Origin of the sequence: Kribbella qitaiheensis, from assembly GCF_014217565.1 — a bacterium.
Taxonomy (GTDB): Bacteria; Actinomycetota; Actinomycetes; order Propionibacteriales; family Kribbellaceae; genus Kribbella; species Kribbella qitaiheensis_A.
In genome coordinates this window covers 1,310,479-1,328,365 of record NZ_CP043661.1, presented here as the reverse complement: position 1 = coordinate 1,328,365, position 17,887 = coordinate 1,310,479, and the positions used below count along the sequence as shown (strand labels likewise).

The following is a 17,887-nucleotide window of genomic DNA, read 5'->3' as shown; positions in this document are numbered from 1 at the left end:
CCCCCTATCTGCGAACCCCACCGATGAGGTAATGCTTAGACATGACTCATGCGGAACTCTGGGAGCGTCACAAGGCCGTCATGCCCGACTGGTTGTCGTTGTACTACGAGCAGCCGATCGAGATCGTCAAGGGGTCCGGCCGCCGGGTGACCGACGGTGAGGGCAAGGAGTACCTGGACTTCTTCGCCGGCATCCTGACCAACGCGATCGGGTACGACATCGCCGAGATCTCCGACGCCGTCCGGGCCCAGCTCGAGACCGGGATCGCGCACACCTCCACGGTGTACCTGATCCGGCGGCAGATCGAGCTGGCCGAGAAGATCGCCGAGCTGTCCGGGATCCCGGACGCCAAGGTCTTCTTCACCAACTCAGGCACCGAGGCGAACGAGGCGGCCCTGCTGCTCGCGACCCAGAAGCGTCGCTCCAACCAGGTTCTCGCGCTGCGCAACTCGTACCACGGGCGCGCGTTCGGCACGGTCGCGATCACCGGCAACCGCGGCTGGTCGGCGAGCAGCCTGTCGCCGGTGAACGTCCAGTACGTGCAAGGCGCGTACCGCTATCGCAGCCCGTTCAAGGACCTGCCGGACGCGGAGTACATCAAGGTGTGCACGGACGACCTCCGCGAGGTCATCCAGACCACCACGTCCGGCGACGTCGCCTGCATGATCCTGGAGCCGATCCAGGGCGTCGGCGGTTTCTCGTCGCCGCCCGACGGCCTGTACGCCGCGTTCAAGGAGGTGCTCGACGAGTTCGGCATCCTGATGATCTCCGACGAGGTGCAGACCGGGTGGGGCCGGACCGGCGACCACTTCTGGGGGATCCAGGCGCACGACGTGGTGCCCGATGCGATGACGTTCGCGAAGGGGCTCGGCAACGGGTTCGCCATCGGCGGTGTGGTCGCGAGGCCCGAGCTGATGGACAGCCTGAGCGCGAACTCGCTGTCGACGTTCGGCGGCAACCCGATCTCGACCACCGCCGCGAAGGCGACCATCGACTACCTGGTCGACCACGACCTGCAGGCGAACGCGGCCAAGCGTGGTTCCCAGCTGATGGACGGCCTGCGCGGCATCTCGGAGGAGTTCCCTGAGCTGGGCGACGTCCGGGGCAAGGGGCTGATGCTGGCGGCCGAGATCGTTCTGCCGGGCGACAACAAGCCGGACCCGGTGACCACGGCGAAGCTGCAGCAGGAGACCAAGAACCGCGGCCTGCTGATCGGCAAGGGCGGGCTCTACGGCAACGTACTGCGAATGGCGCCGCCGATGACGCTGACCGAGGACGAGACCACCGAGGCGCTGGAGATCATCCGCGACTCCTTCAACACCCTGCGCTGACGCCGCCTGCATCTCGACCGAAGTCAAGCACTCGCCGTAGCCGCGACGTCATGGCTACTGCGAGTGCTTGTGTGTGGGCGCAGGTGCTTGTATGTTTCCACTGCGATTGCGGCGGGCTGGGTGAGCCTGCCGAGGGGGATCGTCAGCCTTAGGGGCTCATGGGGGAGCCATCAACAGCGGTACCCAGCCTGCGGTCCGACGCGTCACGCGCCGTTCCGGGGCCTATTCGGCGTGCGCCGTCAAATGCATTTATACATTTACTTGAAACCAGTTCGAGCGCCGGTAGGAATAGTTCCTACCGCGGTTCCGAATCGTTCATTTCTTGGCTGAATCGATATCCGTATCGAGGGCTTGACAGGTGATCTCGACGGACTCACTCTGAGGCCATTCTATTCACAGCGTGTGGCGAAACACTGAAAGGATCCGGCCGGATCGGTGTGGCCGCACGCCCAGTCGAATGTGAGGCAGAATGAATCGTCGTGGAATGGTCAAGAGAATGGTCGCGATGGGTGCCGTGGCCGCGGGAGTGGTGGCGCTCGGCGTGACCACCGCCGACGCTGCGTCGGATCATGGCATCACCGGTACGAACTATGCGAGCGGCGACCTGTACATCTCGTCGAACGCGCGGTTCAAGGAAGGCACCGGTTCGGTCACCGTGAGCTTCTCCTCGTTGCCGAAGAACGGCCAGTACTTCGAGTTGCTGAGCGTGTCCTACGCGTTGATCGGCAACCCGCAGACCTGGACGAAGTCCGAGACCAACGTCCGCCGGACGCTGGCCGGCAGTGTCACCAACGGCCGGCAGTTCTACAACGCCTTCCGGCTGAGCAGTGGTTGCCCCGGGGGTGGCTGCAGCCCGTACAACTTCATCGGCTCGGAGCACTACTGAGCCGATGAACGCTGAGCGACCGTGAAATTCCTGGGCGGGGTGGATCCATTCATGGATCCATTCTGCCCAGGTTGAACCGAGCTCGCCGAAATGTAGGGAAGGACGACTTGATGCGCAATTCTGGATGGTGCTTCGCGGTACTGTTCCTGACGCTGGCCGGCTGCAGCCAATCGCCAGCTGCCGGCGCTGGGAAAACCGACGGACTTAAGGTCGGCGACATGATCTCTGAATATCGGGCCGAAGCCGCGACGCTGAAATTGGCGGACGGCTGGGGGTGGCCCGGCGATCAGAGCTTCCTGGCGAAGACCGAGGACGGGCACAATGTCGTCTATCAACCCGGTTTCGGACGGCAGGCTGCCGACCGCCGCTGGTATTGCTCCTGGGTGAGCAAAGCGCTGGCGGGGGGAGCCACTTCGAAGGACCGGGAAGGAGCGCTGGCCGAGGCGCTGAAGGTCAGGCAGACCTACTACTACACGACGTCACTACAGGCTGAGTCCCGGACTTTCTTCGAGGATGTGCTCCGGCGCGCGTCGCTGGGCGACCTCGCCCCGATCGCAGGCGACTTCCAGCAGAACTGCACCAAGGAATCGATCTGACGTGAGACTTCTCGGGACGGTCGGCGTCGCCTGCGTGCTAGGGCTTGCTGGGTGCAGCGGCGGTCAGGCCCAGCATGCCCCGGGCCAGTCGCCGACCACCACTCCGGCCACGGCGGCGGTTTCCAGGGGATCCATTCAAAGTGTGGTCACGCTCAAAGCGGCGGTGGCTGCCGCGCCCGGTGGGCTGGTCACCTCTCCGGCCGCGGGCGTGGTCCTGCTGGGGTCCGATCGAGTTGTGCGGATCAGGAGGAACGACGGATCCGTCGTACCCGTGAGCGTGCCGTCCGGTGCCGCCGTCACCAGGGTGCTCGTGCTGGCGGGGCAGCGCGTTCCGGCCCGGTTCCCGGTCGCCGAGGTGAAGGCGGCAGGGTTCGGCGTGGTCGCGGAGGTGGATCCCGCGTCGCTCTACCGCCTCTATTTGCCAGTCCTCTCGGCCAAGGCTCAGGTGACGAACGGACCCGGGCCGTTCTCGTGTGTTTTGCTGAGCACTGTTCCGACGCGGCAGGCGGGAGCGGGAAGCTCCGGCGGTCCGTTGCGCGTGACGTGTCTGGTTCCGGCGGACTTGCCGGTTTTCGAAGGCATGCCTGGCGTGCTGGCGCTGGTGACGGCCGAGGAGCGGGATGTGTTGACCCTCCCGCTCGAGGCAGTGGCCGGGTCCGCTGCGCGGGGGACGGTCGTTCTCGTCGGGCCGGCCGGCGAGAACACTCCGAGGAGCGTCACGTTGGGGGCGAGCGACGGCAATCGGATCGCGATCCTGTCCGGGCTGGCCGAGGGGGATCGGGTCTCCTTGTCCGCACCGAACCTGGCCGGAGGGTAGCGCCCATGCACCTGCTCGAACTCTCGTCCGGCACGAAGTCCGTCGTCGGGAAGTCTGCCGGGAGCTCTGCCGGGAAGCCGGCCGCCGACGGGCACGGTGGCGAGCAGGTGTTGTTGCGTGGGGTCTCGCTGACTCTCGATCCGGGGGAACGGGTGGCGGTCGTCGGCCGGTCCGGGTCCGGGAAGAGCACCTTGCTGTCGATCCTCGGGTTGCTCGACGATCTGTCCGACGGGACTTACCTGGTCGACGGAGTAGGGGTTCGTGGGCTCCGCGACGCGGCCCGGGCGAGGCTCCGGGCGCAACTGTTCGGGTTCGTGTTCCAGAACTTCTGCCTGCTGCCGCAGCTCAGCGTCCGGGAGAACGTCGAGGCCGCGATCCTCCACCTCGGTCTGCGCAGGCGGAGCCGTCGCGAGCTCGCGCTGGAGGCATTGGCCAAGGTGCGGATGGAGGGTCTCGCCGGGCGCCGGCCGGATCAGTTGTCCGGCGGTGAGCGACAGCGAGTCGCCATTGCCCGGGCGCTCGTCTGCGGCCCTCGTGTGATCCTCGCCGACGAGCCGACCGGGTCGCTCGACGAGGAGACCGGGGCCGTTGTCATGAAGGAGTTGCACGCGCTCGCTCACGACGGCGGCGTGGCACTGGTCGTCGTGACCCACGACAAGCTCGTCGCCGCCGGCTGCGACCGAATGCTTACCCTCGACCGTGGCGCCCTGGTGAGTCCATGACCTGGAAGTCGGCGGTGCTGGTGGCATGGTTGGGGGTTCGGCGGCGGCCGTTGCGGAGTGCGCTCACGTCGGTGAGCCTCTTCGTCGGCGTACTGGCCATCGTCGTGATCCAGGGTGGCGGTGACTTCATGGCCCAGACCGTGGTGCGCGACTCGATCCTTCAGACTGGACCGGCCGTCACCGTCAGGGTCGCAGTGACAGGCAACGACGGGGATGCCGTGGCGACGGCCCATCAGATCCGGGACGTCGTCCGACGGGCCGCTGGTCCCGCCTCGAAGACGGCTCTCGTCATCGATCAGCCGCAACTCACCATCGGCACCAGCGACCGTACGAGCGACCTCTCGGTGACGGCCGTCGAGCCTGACCTGGCCGCAATTCTGCCCTTCCCGCTGCTGCGGGGAACCTGGTTCGGTTCGGCCCGCCTGGCACCTCAGATCGTGCTGAACCGCGCGGCCTGGGAGGCGCAGGACTGGCCGGCCGGTCGGGCGTGGATCGCCCTCGGCGACAGATACCCGCGAGCGGCCGTGGTCGTCGTCGGAGTCGTCCACGACGGCAACTCTCAACCGCATGCCTACGTCGACGTTTCAGGCAACGCCTATTGGCAACGGCTCGCCTACGAGACCGGCTCGATCGGCGTCCTGACCACTGGCGGTGTCCTCACCACCGAACGGCTCCAGCACCAGGTGACGAGCTTGTCGGACGCCGCCGGCCTGACCCCATGGATCGGTGACGTCGCCCGGGTCGACCGGATCGATTCGTACGCCGATCAACTGGCGATCCTGCGCCGGATCTTCCTCGGCATCGCCGCGCTCAGCCTGCTGGTGGGCTGCCTCGGCATCCTCAACATCGGCCTGGCGACAGCCCGGGAACGGGCCGACGAATTGTCCCTTCGGCGGGCGCTTGGCGCATCGCTGGCCGACGTCCTGCTGGTTATGCTGCTGGAGTCGCAACTGATGGCCTTCCTCGGGTCGCTGACTGCGACCCTGGGGGCGATGCTCCTGCTGCCCACGGTAGTCGAGGCCCTTCAGGCGGACAGCCCTGTCGGCGGGGTGAGCGTGTCTCTGCCGGCCGTTCTCATCGGTGTCTCGGCAAGTTCGGCGGCCGCGCTGCTGGGTGGGCTTTATCCCGCGCTCCGGGCCGCGCGCACACCGATCGCACGAATCATCCGCCTCTAGTGCCGGCACGGCCGAAGCGAGACAGACTAGCGAGCGTCGGCGAGTATCTCCTCGATCACACGGCGGCAGCTGGCGGCCCTGTCCTCATCGATGTCGATGACCACTGCCAGGACGATCATGGCCTTCCACAGCGCCCAGCCGCGAGCTCGTGCCCAGGTGCCCTCGTCCTGATCGACCGTACGGCGGAACGCTTCGCGACTGGCACCCTCGAACGTGGTCCAGGCGATCACCAGGTCGCACGCGGGATCGCCGACCCCCGACGTACCGAAGTCGATCACGGCCGACAGCCGCCCGTCCTCGACGAGAAGGTTGCCGCTGGCAATGTCCCCGTGGAACCAGGTCGGCGGCCCGTCCCAGACCGACTCGGTCGCCGCCTCCCAAACAGCGGTCGCGGCTCGCGTGTCCACGTGGCCTTCAAGAGCAATCAGAGCCCGGCGCGTCTCGTCGTCGTAGTACTCGGGCGGTGCACCACGCCAGAAGCTGTGCGCTCCGGCGATCGGCCCGTCAGTCGCGTCGCACAGCTGCAACGCCCGAATGAATTCGGCCACCTGCCTGGCAAACGAGGTCAGATCGTCGATCCGGTCCGGCTGCGAGGTCTGCCCTTCCAGCCACCGGCGGATCGACCAGTTGAAGCCATAGCCCTCACCCGGAACTCCCTTGCCTACCGGCTCCGGTACGCCGACCGGCAGGTGCGGCGCCAGGATCGGCAGCCACCGGTCCTCCTTGTCCACCGCCGGCGCGTACGCCGAGGCAGTCGGCAATCGAACCGTCATCGCGTCACCCAGCCGGTACGTCCGGTTGTCATGCCCGTCGATACTGACCGGCTCGACCGACAGCTCAGCCCACTGCGGGAACTGAGCCTTCACCAGCCGCTTGACCAGCCTGACATCGATCCCAGCCCGCCCATCCGCATTCAAAGCCACCCCGGAAGTCTCGGCGCAGAACGGGTTCACCTGCAACGCGTTTTTCAATCAGCCGTCTTGTATCAACTATTCGACACAAGAGACCCAGGTCGTCGCTGGTCAGTCGCGAGCGAGCAGGGTTGCCGTGTGAAGGCGCCGACGACCCTGCTCGTCTCCACGTCCGACCCGACGCGCTAGCCGGTACATCCCCTGCATGAGAGGTAGCCGAGGTCTTCTTCCCAGCTGTTCTTCCAGGTCTGGCCGGCCGTGTAGGTGATCTTCGCGTACGTGTAGTTGCCCCGCCTGTCATTGGGCTTGGGCATGGTCGGCGCGACGGTCCTGATGGTGTGCTTGCCGACCTTCACCTTGCCGGTGGAGTAGACCCACCACTCGCCATTGACGTAGACGTCCATCCGCCAGTTCGCATCGATCGCGCATTCGCCGGTCACGGTCACGGTGCCGCTGCGCCCTTGCGTCGAGGTGCTCCACGAAGCGGAGGTCGAACCGCAGAAGTTCCAAGCCTCGACTCCGGTGCCGGTCGCCAGGGCGGTGCCCGGCGCTACGGCAAGCAGCGCCAGACCGGTCGCTGCGCAGGCAATGGCTTTACTGGTCCTGTGCATATCCATTTCCCCTTTTGTAGTGGTTACGGTGCCGCCGTCTTGAAACAGGCGTTCCGGGACTTCTCGGTCGCCAATGACCGGTTGGGGAAGTAGAGCTCGGCCCTGGCCTCTACGCAGGCGGACTTGTTGGCCTTCGCCGGGGTGGCGTCGATGATGATGGTCTTGTCATATCCCCGGCTGACGTAGCTGGTGTGGTCGAAGAGGTAGTACTTGGTGAAGGGCCGGTCGCTGATCTCGTTGCTGTACCTCTTGGGCCAGGCGCCCGGGGTGCAGTTCATCGAGGTGGTGACGACCCACCATCCACCGGTCTGGTCGTTGTCGAAGGTGTTCTTGATGGTGATGGCGCCACAGCTCCACGACAGGTCGGCCTGCGTGGCCTGGGCCGGTGTGTTCGCCACGAGCGGCGCTGTGAGCAGCGCGACGGCCGCCGGTAAATATCTCATCCGCATTGCAGATTCCTCCCGTTGACATCTCAATTAAACGTTTGAGTTTTAATGCCTTGGTCGGACGCTACGTCGCGGAGATCGATTCGTCGAGGAAATCACCGCCGCATTGCAGGAAGCTGCAGAAATGACAAAGCCCCGTCTGCCGAATTCCGGCGGACGGGGCTTTTTGTCAGGGAGAAGTCAGGCGCCGGGTTCGCCGGTGTAGGCCTGGTTGGCACTGGCGGCCGCCACCGCGACGGCGGCCTGGTCGATCTGGTCGGGGGCCAGCGGGCCTCCGGCCGAGCGGCCGCGGCGACGGGTGCGTTGTTCGAGCTTGTTGGCGCCCAGGCCGACGAAGTTGTTGATGATGACGAACAGCGCGCCGACGAAGATCAGGGCCGGGACCAGGTTCGACTTGTAGTTACCGATCTGCTCCGCCTTCCGGAGGAGTTCCTCGTACGTGATGATGTAGCCGAGCGCGGTGTCCTTCAGTACCACGACCAGCTGGCCGACGATCGCCGGCATCATCGCCGTGATTGCCTGCGGCAACAAGACCAGCCGCATCGTCTTCGGCGTGGTCAGGCCGATGGCCAGCGCGGCCTCGTTCTGTCCCTTCGGAAGCGAGTGCACGCCGGAGCGGACCAGTTCGGCGATGACGGAGCCGTTGTAGAGAGTCAGCCCGGTCACGACGCCGGCCAGAGCGATCTGATCCGGCGGGAACGTTTCGTAGTGGCCGTAGAGCGCGTAGGCGAACAGCATCATCAGCAGCACGGGGACCGCGCGGAAGAACTCGACGATGACGCTGCTGGGCCAGCGGATCCACTTCGTCGCGGACAGCCGGCCGACGCCGAGCAGAACCCCGACGACAAGGGCGAGTACGACGGAGATCGCGGCCGCCTTGAGGGTGCCGATCAGACCGGGAATCAAGTACTCGGTCCAGATCTCGCCGGTGAGGAACGGCTTCCACTTCGCGGCGGTGAGCTGTCCTTTGTCATCGAGCTTGGCCAGCACGAACCAGAGGATCAGTAGCAGGATGACGATGCCGGCCGCGCCGATCACGGCGTACAGACGCCTGGACCGCGGCCCAGGGGTGTCGAACAGAACACCGGCGCTCATCGCTTCACCGCCAGCCGCTTGGACAGCGAGGTGAACAAGATGCCGACCGGCAGGGTCAGGATGACGAAGCCGACGGCGAAGATGCCGAAGGTCACGAACAGCACGTCTGGCCGGTTCTCCATCATGTCCTTCATCGTCGCGGACGAGTCGGCGACGCCGATCACGGAGGCCACGGTCGAGTTCTTGGTGAGCGCGATCAGCACATTGCCCAGCGGTGCGATGGCACCTCGGAACGCCTGGGGCAGGACGACATGGCGCAGGGTCTTGAGGAACGGCAGTCCGATCGCGCGGGCGGCCTCGGCCTGACCCAGCGGGACCGTGTTGACACCACTGCGGATCGCCTCGGCCACGAACGAGGCGTGGTACACCGACAGGCCGAGCACGGCCAGCCGGAAGTTGTTGGTGTCAATGAAGGTGTCTGAACTCTTGTTGGCCACTGCCACACCCAGCTGGATGAACAGGCCCAGGTTACAGAACACGATCACCAGGGTGAGCGGCGTGTTCCGGACGATGTTCACGTAGCCGGTGCCGATCAGTTGCAGCACCCGGATCGGCGAGACCCGCATCACCGCGACGACGGTGCCGATCAGCAGGGCGAACACCGCGGACAGCAGCGTCAGGTAGATCGTCTGCTTGAAGGCTCCGAAGATCGGATAGTCGGAGAACAACTCGGAGATCAGATGCATGCTGCTCCAGCGGGGAAACGAGGTGGAGACCCACGCGTGGGGAGGAACCGCGACGGTCCCTCCCCACGGTGTTCAGGTCAGGCGCAAGGGTCGAACGTCTTCGGCGGGTTGGTCGCCGGGTCCAGCTTCAGTCCGGAGGGGCCGATGTTGGCGTCGAAAGCCTTCTGCCATTCGCCGGAGTCGACCATCTTCTTCAGGGCGGTGTTCACCTTCTCGCAGGTGTCCTTGTCGCCCTTTTTCAGGCCGACGCCGTAGTGCTCGGTGGAGAAGGTCTTGCCGACCACCTTGAACTTGCCCTGGTTGGCGGGCTGGGCGGCGAAACCAGCCAGGATGGTGTTGTCGGTGGTCACCGCGTCGATCGCGCCACCGGCCAGTGCCTCGACACACTTCGAGTAGGTATCGTACTTCTGCAGCTGCACGGTCTTGGCGAACTTGTCGGCAACCTTTTGCGCCGAGGTCGAGCCGGTCACCGAGCAGAGCTTCTTGCCGGCCAGGTCTTCCGGGCCGGTGATGGTGCTGTCGGCCTTGACCAGTAGGTCCTGACCGGCGACCAGGTACGGGCCTGCGAAGGAGACCTTCTCCTTGCGGGCGTCGGTGATCGAGTAGGTCGCCAGGATCATCTTCACCTGGCCGTTGGCCAGCAGCGTCTCGCGCTGTGCCGACGGTGATTCCTTGAACTCGATCTTGTCCTCGGCGTAGCCGAGCTCCTTGGCCACGTACTTCGCCACGTCCACGTCCATGCCGGTGTTCTTCGAGCCTTCCTTCAGGCCGAGACCGGGCTGGTCGAACTTGACGCCGATGACGATCTTGCCGCCCCCGCCGCCCGAGCCCGAGTCGTCGCCGCAGGCCGTCAGGCCGGTAACGGCCAGGACCGTGACGCCGAGGGCAGCGATGATCCGCTGTCGCATTTTGGTTCCTCCAGGTATTCGGTACTACTCAGGAATTGCAGGGGATGGGCAAGGCGGTCAGTGAGTGAGGATCTTGGAGAGGAAGTCCTGGGCCCGCCGGGTCTGCGGGTCGGTGAAGAACTTCTCCGGTTCGGCCTCTTCGACGATCTGGCCGTCGGCCATGAAGACCACCCGGTTGGCGGCCTTCCGGGCGAAGCCCATCTCGTGGGTGACCACGACCATCGTCATGCTCTGCTTGGCGAGCTCGACCATCACGTCGAGCACCTCGTTGATCATCTCCGGGTCCAGCGCGGAGGTGGGCTCGTCGAAGAGCATCACCTTCGGGTCCATCGCCAGTGCCCGGGCGATCGCGACGCGCTGCTGCTGGCCACCGGACAGCTGGGCCGGGAACTTGTCGGCCTGGGCGCCGACCCCGACGCGGTCCAGCAGGGCGCGGGCGTGCTTGTCCGCCTCCGCCTTCGACTGGCCGCGAACCTTGGTCGGGCCGAGGGTGACGTTCTGCAGGATGGTCTTGTGCGCGAACAGGTTGAAGCTCTGGAAGACCATGCCGACATCGGCACGGAGCTTCGCCAGCGCCCTGCCCTCGCTGGGCAACGGCTGGCCGTCGAGCGTGATGCTGCCGGAATCGATCGGCTCCAGCCGGTTGATCGCACGGCACAGCGTCGACTTGCCGGAGCCGGACGGCCCGATCACGACGACGACCTCGCCCTTCTTGATGGACAGATTGATGTCCTTCAGGACGTGCAGGTCGCCAAAATGTTTGTTGACGTCCGTCAGGGCGACAAGACCAGTTGTCGTCAGGGTGCCGGAATCGCTCATGGCGAGAACTTATCGGAGCAGAGGGTAAGCCGCACGGCTCCCCGGTTCCACAGAGGTAACGATCTGCGACGGTTCGCGCCGCTGTGTCACGGACTGATCACGCACCGAACGATCATGCAGGATTTCCCTTGCTCGGCGCCGCGCGGGCCCCATCTCTACCGCTGGGCATACCCCCGGACGTATGGTCGCCAGCGGCTCTGTGCTACGGGAGTGCTGAGAGAACCACGGCACCCCGCCGAGAAATGTCGGAGGGTGTCATGCGAATCTCGCTGACCGGACGCAGTAGAAAAGTCCTGGCAGGTGTCCTCGGAGTAGGTCTCGTCGCGGCAGGTGTGGGTGGCTACGCGGGCCGGTACGAACTCAAGGAGGAGTGGCTCAAGCATCAGTGGGCCGACAAGCACTACAACGCGGCGGTGATGGAGAAGGCGCTGATGATCGCCGGCGGCAACCCGTCGGAGATGCAGAGCGAGTCCAAGGAAGCCTTCACGATCGCTGACGAGTTCGAGCAGGCGCGGACGGCGCCGGGCGGCATTGTTGCCCCAGGCGCGTACTCCGCGGCCTTCGCCCAGCTCACCGCGATGCAGCACACGGCCGGAACCTGGAGCGACGTCACCAAGGTTCCCTACAACGCGGACGACCCCCGCTACCGCGACTGGTACTCCAACTCCAGCGGCGGCGCCGGACACGTCACCGGCCGCATCACCGGGCTCGCCGCGGACGGTTCGAACCATGTGTACGCCGCAGGTGCCAACGGCGGCGTCTGGCGATCCAGCACCGGTGGTGGCAACTGGACGCCACTGTCGGACACCCTGCCTTCGTTGAGCGGTGGAGACCTGCAACTGGCCGGCGACGGGTCGCTCTGGTACGCGACCGGCGAAGCCAACACCGGCGGTACGTCGTACGTCGGGTCGGGCGTCTACCGGCTCGCGAACCCGGCCTCGGGCGTATTCGCCCCGTCGGACCGGGTCGGCGGTAAGGAACTGGAGTCGACCACGGTCGGCCGACTGCGCTGGGGTGGCGGCCAGGTGTTCGCCGCGACCAACCGCGGTGTCTGGTACCACGACGCTTCGACCAAGGCGGGGGCCTGGAAGGTCGCGTTCTACCCGAATCCGGACTTCATGCCCGAGATCAAGGACGACGCCGGCAACGTGCTGGTCCCGGCCGGAACCCAGACCGGCGGGGCCACGAACGCCGCGTACAAGAACATCGTCAACGACATCGCGATCGATCCGAAGAACCCCAAGCACGTGATCGCCGCGATCGGCTGGCGCTCGGGCGACACCTACAACGGCTTCTACGAGACGTCCGACTTCACCGCCGGTCCGGCCGGCTGGAAGCGGCTGAGCGTCGTACTCGGCGGCATCAAGAACAGCACCGACGTCGGCTACACGACCTTCGCCTTCAGCAAGACCGGCGATCGGCTCTACGCACTGGTGCAGCAGCCGAGCAAGATCAACACCAGTACCAGCCTCGCCGGGATCTTCGTGTCCAAGACCGGCAGCCCGGCCGGGCCGTGGAACAAGATCGCGGACCCGCAGATCCTGCACAACAGTGGCTCCGCCCTGGCCCGCAAGGGGTACTCCGTCGGCGTGCAGGCCTGGTACAACCAGTTCCTCACGGTCGACCCGGCCAACGCCGACCACGTCTGGGCCGGCCTGGAAGAGGTCTTCGAGACGCCCGACGGCGGCTCGCACTGGGCCGCGATCATGCCGTACTGGAATTTCGGCTTCGACTGCTGGAACATCGAGGACTCGAAGAACTCCTGCCCGCTGGCAGGCCATCCCGACCAGCACTCGGTCGCGGTCGGAACTGCCGGCGGCAAGCCGGTCGTATTCGCCGGCAACGACGGCGGCGTCTACCGGCGCCCGGTGAGCGGTCAGGTCAACGCGAACAAGAACGCGACCGACTGGGTCTCGCTGACCAAGGACGGCACGATGGACGGGCTGCAGTACTACTCGGTGTCGGTCGGCAAGGACACCAAGAACGGCGGCGTCGTGGTGTCCGGTGGTCTGCAGGACAACGGTGTGTCGAACCTGTTCTCGGTCAAGCCTGACGGCAGTACCGGCGACACCGAGATGGGCTCGAACTTCGGTGGCGACGGAGGTGACGGCGCGGCTGATCCACAGAACGGCTGCAACCAGCTCCAGGAGTACGTCGCGCTGGCGGTCAAGATCACCAACAACTGCGCGCTGAATCCCGGCGCCTTGAGCCTGGACCAGGCGAGCTCGTGGAGTCTCGATCCGGGTGACCCGGCACCGCGGTTCATCGCCCCGATCGCGATCGACTCGGCGAACTCCAGTGGGTTCATCGCCGGTGGCCAGTTCGTTTACACCTCGACCAAGGGTTGGGGGATGCGCAGCGCGAGCGAGTGGACGAAGGCGTTCGACCTGGGTGCCGGCCACTCCGCGACGGCCGTGGCGATGCGCGGCGGCGTCGGCTGGGTGAGCTGGTGCGGTCCGTGCAACAACGCCGGATTCGCCCGCGGGCTGGCGACCAACGCCGGTGGTAGCTGGCACCAGGTGAGTCTGCCGGGGACCTTCCCGAACAGGTTCCTGGCCGGAGTGGGTATCGATCCCGCGTCGGGTCAGCATGCCTACGTCGCGGTGAACGGCTTCTCCCGCCGCTTCACCGAGGGACCGGGCGCCGGTGTCGGCCACGTCTACGAGACGAGGGACGGCGGAGCGACGTGGACGGACATCACGGCGAACATGCCTGACGTACCGGCCAGCACGGTCAAGCAGCTTGCCAACGGTGCGTTGGTGGTCGGATCCGACCTGGCCACGTTCTACCGGGCACCTGGTGCGACGACCTGGCAGATCCTGGGCAACGGCCTGCCGACGACGACCGTGACGGACATCGAGTCCGGCCCGGACGGCAAGGTGTACGCCGCAACCCACGGCCGCGGGATCTGGAGCATCACCCCGCCTGCCTGAGTTGCCGACGAAAGGACGGCCCGCCTCTCCTCGGAGCGGGCCGTCCTGCAGCGGCTTCTTCAGGCGGGACGGCGGGTTCCGCAGCAGCCAGCTGCAGAGATGGCGGTCGCCGACGGCGGCCGCTTGACGGCGGCCCCGACGTCGGCGAGCATCTTCTGCCGCGCCGCGGGGGAGATCACCCGGCCGCGTGCAGCGCGAAACCGGGCACCGAGTACGGCGTACCGGTGTCCGTGCCGGCCAGGATCGGTACCTCGTGCGCGAACAGTTCGCGGACGAACCGCTGCCGGTACTCCCACATCTGCTGTTGGTACGAGATCTCCTCCGCGCCACGGTTCGCCTTGTAGAGGGTGTCCATCACGTACTCATAGGTCCCGACCGAGTCCTCGCTGAGGTACTTCAGCGTCGCCGGGGTCCGGCCCGCTGGAGTCGGTCACCACATCGATCACGGTGACGTCGGTCAACGCGGTGATCCGGGTGCCGGCCCGACCTCGAGTGACGGCAGAGGTGGCGGACGCGGGTGAGGCGGCGAAAGAGCCACCGGCAACCACCGCGGCCCCGGCGGCGGTACGGGCAAGAAACTGACGGCGAGAACTGTTCATGGGTTCCAGTGTTATGTCCGGCGAGCTTCCCGGCAGGGGTCGCAGAACCCCGACCGAGGTGGTGTTAGGCCCACTCCCAGCCGATGCCGCGGCAGCCCGGAGTACGACGTACTCTTGGTGGCTGTTATGCGTACATATGAGGTCCGCACCTACGGGTGTCAGATGAATGTTCACGACTCCGAGCGCCTGCGTGGGCTGCTGGAGGACGCTGGCTATGTCCGTGCGCCCGAGGGTGACCAGGCCGATGTGGTCGTGTTCAACACCTGCGCGGTCCGGGAGAACGCCGACAACAAGCTGTACGGCAACCTCGGTCACCTGGCGCCGGTGAAGGCCAAGAAGCCGGGGATGCAGATCGCCGTCGGCGGCTGCCTGGCGCAGAAGGACAAGGCGACCATCACCAAGAAGGCGCCCTGGGTCGACGTGGTCTTCGGCACCCACAACATCGGCTCGCTGCCGGTGCTGCTGGAGCGGGCCCGGATCGCCGAGGAGTCCCAGGTCGAGATCCTGGAGTCGCTCGACGTCTTCCCGTCCACGCTGCCGACCCGCCGCGAGTCGCCGTACTCCGCCTGGGTCTCGGTCAGCGTCGGCTGCAACAACACCTGCACGTTCTGCATCGTCCCCGCGCTGCGCGGTCGCGAGAAGGACCGCCGTCCGGGCGATGTGCTCGCCGAGGTCGAGGCGCTCGTCGCCGAAGGCGTGCTCGAGGTGACCCTGCTCGGCCAGAACGTCAACTCGTACGGCGTGGAGTTCGGCGACCGCTACGCGTTCTCGAAGCTGCTCCGCGCCTGCGGTGCCATCGAGGGCCTCGAGCGGGTCCGGTTCACCTCGCCGCACCCGCGCGACTTCACCGCCGACGTGATCGAGGCGATGGCCGAGACGCCGAACGTGATGCCGTCGCTGCACATGCCGCTGCAGTCGGGGTCGGACCAGATCCTCAAGACGATGCGCCGCTCGTACCGCCGCGACCGCTATCTGAAGATCATCGAGGACGTCCGCGCGGCGATGCCGGACGCGGCGATCACCACCGACATCATCGTCGGCTTCCCGGGCGAGACCGAGGAAGACTTCCAGGGCACTCTCGACGTGGTACGCCAGGCGCGGTTCGCCGGCGCGTTCACCTTCCAGTACTCCAAGCGGCCGGGCACTCCGGCTGAGTCGATGGAAGACCAGGTGCCGCGCGACGTCGTACAGAATCGCTACGAGCGGCTCGTCGAGCTGCAGGAGCAGATGGCCTGGGACGAGAACAAGAAGGTCGTCGGCCGGTCGCTCGAGGTGCTCGTCGCCGAGGGAGAGGGGCGCAAGGACGCTGCCACCCACCGGCTGTCTGGGCGCGCGCAGGACAACCGGCTCGTCCACTTCGCGCTTCCTGAGGGTGTCGAGAAGCCGCGACCGGGTGACATGGCGACCGTCGAGGTCACCTACGCGGCGCCGCACCACCTGGTCGCCGACGTGTTCGGTTCAGTACGGCGTACGCGGGCGGGCGACGCCTGGGAGCGCCTGCAGGACGCGCCTGCCGTCGACGCGCCTGGTGTGATGCTCGGGATGCCGACGATCGGCGTGAAGCCGGCGCCCCTGGAACCCGCTACCGGCGGCTGCCAGGTCAATTGACGTGTCCAACCCGGATCCTCTCGCTCCGGCGGATACCGAAGACGCGAAGCAGCCGGCTTCGACGCAGCTGATTCCTGGCGACGCGGAGCCGTCGACCTCGGCGCAGCTGATTTCCGCCGACGCGAAGCCGTTCGCTTCGGGGCGGGACGCGGACGTTTACTCGATCGACGATTCCTGGGTACTGCGGCGCTATCGCAACGGCTACCCGGTTCGCGACGAGGCCGACTTCATGCGCTGGGTCGCGAAGTACGGCTATCCGGTGCCGGCCGTACGCCAGATCGAGGGGGCGGACATGGTGATCCAGCGGCTGGCCGGCCCGACTGTCGCCGACGCCGCGATCGCCGGTGACCTGTCAGCGGTGGAAATCGGCCGGATGCACGCCGACCTGCACCGCCGCCTCCACGCCATCCCGGCCCCGAGCGGCACCGCGGGCCTCGTCGTGATGCACGGGGATCTCCATCCCTACAACGTGATCCAGACGCCCGACGGCCCGGTCGTGATCGACTGGCGCAACGCCGAGGAAGGCACGCCCGAGTTCGACATCGCGATGACCGCGATCATCTTCGCCCAGGTAGCCGTCGACCCGGGCCCTGGGCCGACCTGTCCCCGATGCTCCGCGAGGCCCTCGCCGCCTACCTCGCCGAATCCATCGACCCCACGCCGGGTCTGCAGGCAGCCCTGGATACCCGCTCCCGCAACGTCACCCTGACGGCGGCGGAACTGGCCCTCCTCCCAGCCCAGGCCGAGCTAATCCGCTCCCACCTCCCGAACTAACCGGTACGCCGGCGGAGGAGAAGTTCCTCAAAGAATTCTGCGCGATGATTGTCGGATCGAGGGGGAGGCGTTCGTAGCAAGGGTGAGAGCCGCCCACGTGGGGCGGCCACCGCAGAGGAGAACCCCAGCATGGAGTCCGTCGCCCGCCACCTGCACCAGCTCCTGGAGCCGGCCCACATGGTTGCCTACACCGCCGACGAGGCGGACGAGGCGCTGATGGCGCTCGGCCTCCGGAACACCTGGGATGCCTACTTCGCCGGACGGGCCGCACCGCTGGGCCAGGTCCCGGCGGAAGTGGTCCACGCGATCTTCTACAACTTCGCCCCCGGCGAGGTCGCCCGGCACATCCCCCACATCTGGGACCTCACCACTCCCCAGGCAGCGATCACCGCTCGCGAGCAGGGCTGTGCCGCGGCGATGAGGCGGATCCTCGGCGACCTCGCCGACACCCCCGCCCTCGCGCGTGCCGCCGACCTCGCCACCAAAGCGGCGTACAGCGCCCCGACCGAGGGACGGATCTTGTACGCCGCGCTCCGGACGCTCCCCGCCCCCGAGGAACCCGTCGCCCGCCTCTGGCACGCGGCCACCCTGCTCCGCGAGCACCGCGGAGACGGTCACATCGCCGCCCTGGTCAGCGAAGGCATCGGCGGGACCGAGGCCCACGTGCTCCACGCGCTCTCCGAGGGCACGCCCGCCGAGAAGTTCGGCCGGGTCCACCACCTGCCCACGGCCCAGCTGACTGCGGTCGTGGACGGCATGCGCGCCCGCGGCCTCATCGACGCTTCCGGCTGGCTCAGCGACGCCGGCCGGAAGACGAAGGAGCGGATCGAGGCGCTCACCGACGCCCTCGCCGCACCGGCGTACGACATCCTGGAACCGAGCGAACTGGACCAGCTCAGCACGGACCTCAAGCCCCTCGCCACCACCCTCGACGCCGCCAGCCCCTTTTAGCCTCACCTCCCCGAGTTTC

At 66.7% G+C, this 17,887-nt stretch carries 19 protein-coding genes; 10 read left to right on the top strand and 9 right to left on the bottom strand.

Going from position 1 to position 17,887, the window contains the following annotated elements:
• The first annotated feature begins 41 nt into the window (after positions 1–41).
• The 6 genes from F1D05_RS05945 to F1D05_RS05920 all read left to right on the top strand — a co-directional run bounded on the left by F1D05_RS05945 (position 42) and on the right by F1D05_RS05920 (position 5,527).
• A complete protein-coding gene (locus tag F1D05_RS05945; protein ID WP_185446363.1) occupies positions 42–1,331 on the top strand; it encodes an aspartate aminotransferase family protein in 1,290 nt (429 codons plus the stop codon).
• Positions 1,332–1,815: 484 nt separating this feature from the next.
• Positions 1,816–2,217: a hypothetical protein gene (locus F1D05_RS05940; protein ID WP_185446362.1), complete on the top strand. Its 402-nt coding sequence runs from the start codon at positions 1,816–1,818 to the stop codon at positions 2,215–2,217.
• A gap of 110 nt (positions 2,218–2,327) precedes the next feature.
• Positions 2,328–2,813: a hypothetical protein gene (locus F1D05_RS05935; RefSeq protein WP_185446361.1), complete on the top strand. Its 486-nt coding sequence runs from the start codon at positions 2,328–2,330 to the stop codon at positions 2,811–2,813.
• A gap of 1 nt (position 2,814) precedes the next feature.
• On the top strand, positions 2,815–3,630 hold the full coding sequence (locus F1D05_RS05930; protein ID WP_206686093.1) for a hypothetical protein: 816 nt from the start codon (positions 2,815–2,817) through the stop codon (positions 3,628–3,630).
• A gap of 5 nt (positions 3,631–3,635) precedes the next feature.
• Positions 3,636–4,352, top strand: coding sequence for an ABC transporter ATP-binding protein (locus F1D05_RS05925; protein ID WP_185446359.1), 717 nt, complete (start codon positions 3,636–3,638; stop codon positions 4,350–4,352).
• On the top strand, positions 4,349–5,527 hold the full coding sequence (locus F1D05_RS05920) for an ABC transporter permease (RefSeq protein WP_185446358.1): 1,179 nt from the start codon (positions 4,349–4,351) through the stop codon (positions 5,525–5,527). The genes F1D05_RS05925 and F1D05_RS05920 overlap by 4 nt, the downstream gene beginning before the upstream one ends.
• Positions 5,528–5,553: 26 nt before the next feature.
• Here the strand turns inward: F1D05_RS05920 and F1D05_RS05915 are convergent, their stop codons facing one another.
• From F1D05_RS05915 to F1D05_RS05885, 7 genes are all read right to left on the bottom strand, one after another.
• Positions 5,554–6,450, bottom strand: a complete 897-nt coding sequence (locus F1D05_RS05915; protein ID WP_185446357.1) for an aminoglycoside phosphotransferase family protein — start codon at positions 6,448–6,450, stop codon at positions 5,554–5,556.
• A 173-nt stretch (positions 6,451–6,623) separates the two neighbouring features.
• Entirely contained in the window at positions 6,624–7,055 is a 432-nt protein-coding gene (locus F1D05_RS05910; protein ID WP_185446356.1) for a hypothetical protein, read from the bottom strand.
• Between the two features lie 17 nt (positions 7,056–7,072).
• Positions 7,073–7,498 (bottom strand): hypothetical protein, encoded by a 426-nt coding sequence (locus F1D05_RS05905; RefSeq protein WP_185446355.1) that lies wholly within the window; start codon positions 7,496–7,498, stop codon positions 7,073–7,075.
• Positions 7,499–7,675: 177 nt separating this feature from the next.
• Positions 7,676–8,590 (bottom strand): amino acid ABC transporter permease, encoded by a 915-nt coding sequence (locus F1D05_RS05900; RefSeq protein ID WP_185446354.1) that lies wholly within the window; start codon positions 8,588–8,590, stop codon positions 7,676–7,678.
• The gene (locus F1D05_RS05895) at positions 8,587–9,276 is read right to left on the bottom strand and encodes an amino acid ABC transporter permease (protein WP_185446353.1); all 690 of its coding nucleotides are present in this window, start codon (positions 9,274–9,276) and stop codon (positions 8,587–8,589) included. Before F1D05_RS05895 ends, F1D05_RS05900 begins: the two co-directional genes overlap by 4 nt.
• 77 nt (positions 9,277–9,353) lie before the next feature.
• Entirely contained in the window at positions 9,354–10,184 is an 831-nt protein-coding gene (locus tag F1D05_RS05890; RefSeq protein ID WP_185446352.1) for a glutamate ABC transporter substrate-binding protein, read from the bottom strand.
• Between the two features lie 57 nt (positions 10,185–10,241).
• Entirely contained in the window at positions 10,242–11,003 is a 762-nt protein-coding gene (locus F1D05_RS05885) for an amino acid ABC transporter ATP-binding protein (protein ID WP_185446351.1), read from the bottom strand.
• Positions 11,004–11,260: 257 nt separating this feature from the next.
• Between F1D05_RS05885 and F1D05_RS05880 the strand changes: the two genes are divergently transcribed.
• Positions 11,261–13,936 carry a WD40/YVTN/BNR-like repeat-containing protein gene (locus tag F1D05_RS05880; protein ID WP_185446350.1) on the top strand — a complete coding sequence of 892 codons (2,676 nt, stop codon included), beginning with the start codon at positions 11,261–11,263 and terminating at the stop codon, positions 13,934–13,936.
• 175 nt (positions 13,937–14,111) lie between these two features.
• Here F1D05_RS05880 and F1D05_RS05875 read toward each other — a convergent pair whose 3' ends face one another.
• Positions 14,112–14,291: a hypothetical protein gene (locus F1D05_RS05875; RefSeq protein ID WP_185446349.1), complete on the bottom strand. Its 180-nt coding sequence runs from the start codon at positions 14,289–14,291 to the stop codon at positions 14,112–14,114.
• A gap of 7 nt (positions 14,292–14,298) precedes the next feature.
• Positions 14,299–14,535, bottom strand: a complete 237-nt coding sequence (locus F1D05_RS05870; RefSeq protein ID WP_185446348.1) for a twin-arginine translocation signal domain-containing protein — start codon at positions 14,533–14,535, stop codon at positions 14,299–14,301.
• A 126-nt stretch (positions 14,536–14,661) separates the two neighbouring features.
• On the opposite strand from F1D05_RS05870, the gene miaB reads away from it, so the two are divergent.
• From miaB to F1D05_RS05855, 3 genes are all read left to right on the top strand, one after another.
• Positions 14,662–16,143, top strand: coding sequence for a tRNA (N6-isopentenyl adenosine(37)-C2)-methylthiotransferase MiaB (miaB, locus tag F1D05_RS05865; RefSeq protein WP_185446347.1), 1,482 nt, complete (start codon positions 14,662–14,664; stop codon positions 16,141–16,143).
• A 1-nt stretch (position 16,144) separates the two neighbouring features.
• A complete protein-coding gene (locus tag F1D05_RS05860) occupies positions 16,145–16,852 on the top strand; it encodes a phosphotransferase (protein ID WP_246486458.1) in 708 nt (235 codons plus the stop codon).
• Between the two features lie 194 nt (positions 16,853–17,046).
• Positions 17,047–17,868, top strand: a complete 822-nt coding sequence (locus F1D05_RS05855) for an SCO6745 family protein (protein ID WP_185446346.1) — start codon at positions 17,047–17,049, stop codon at positions 17,866–17,868.
• Positions 17,869–17,887: the final 19 nt, after the last annotated feature.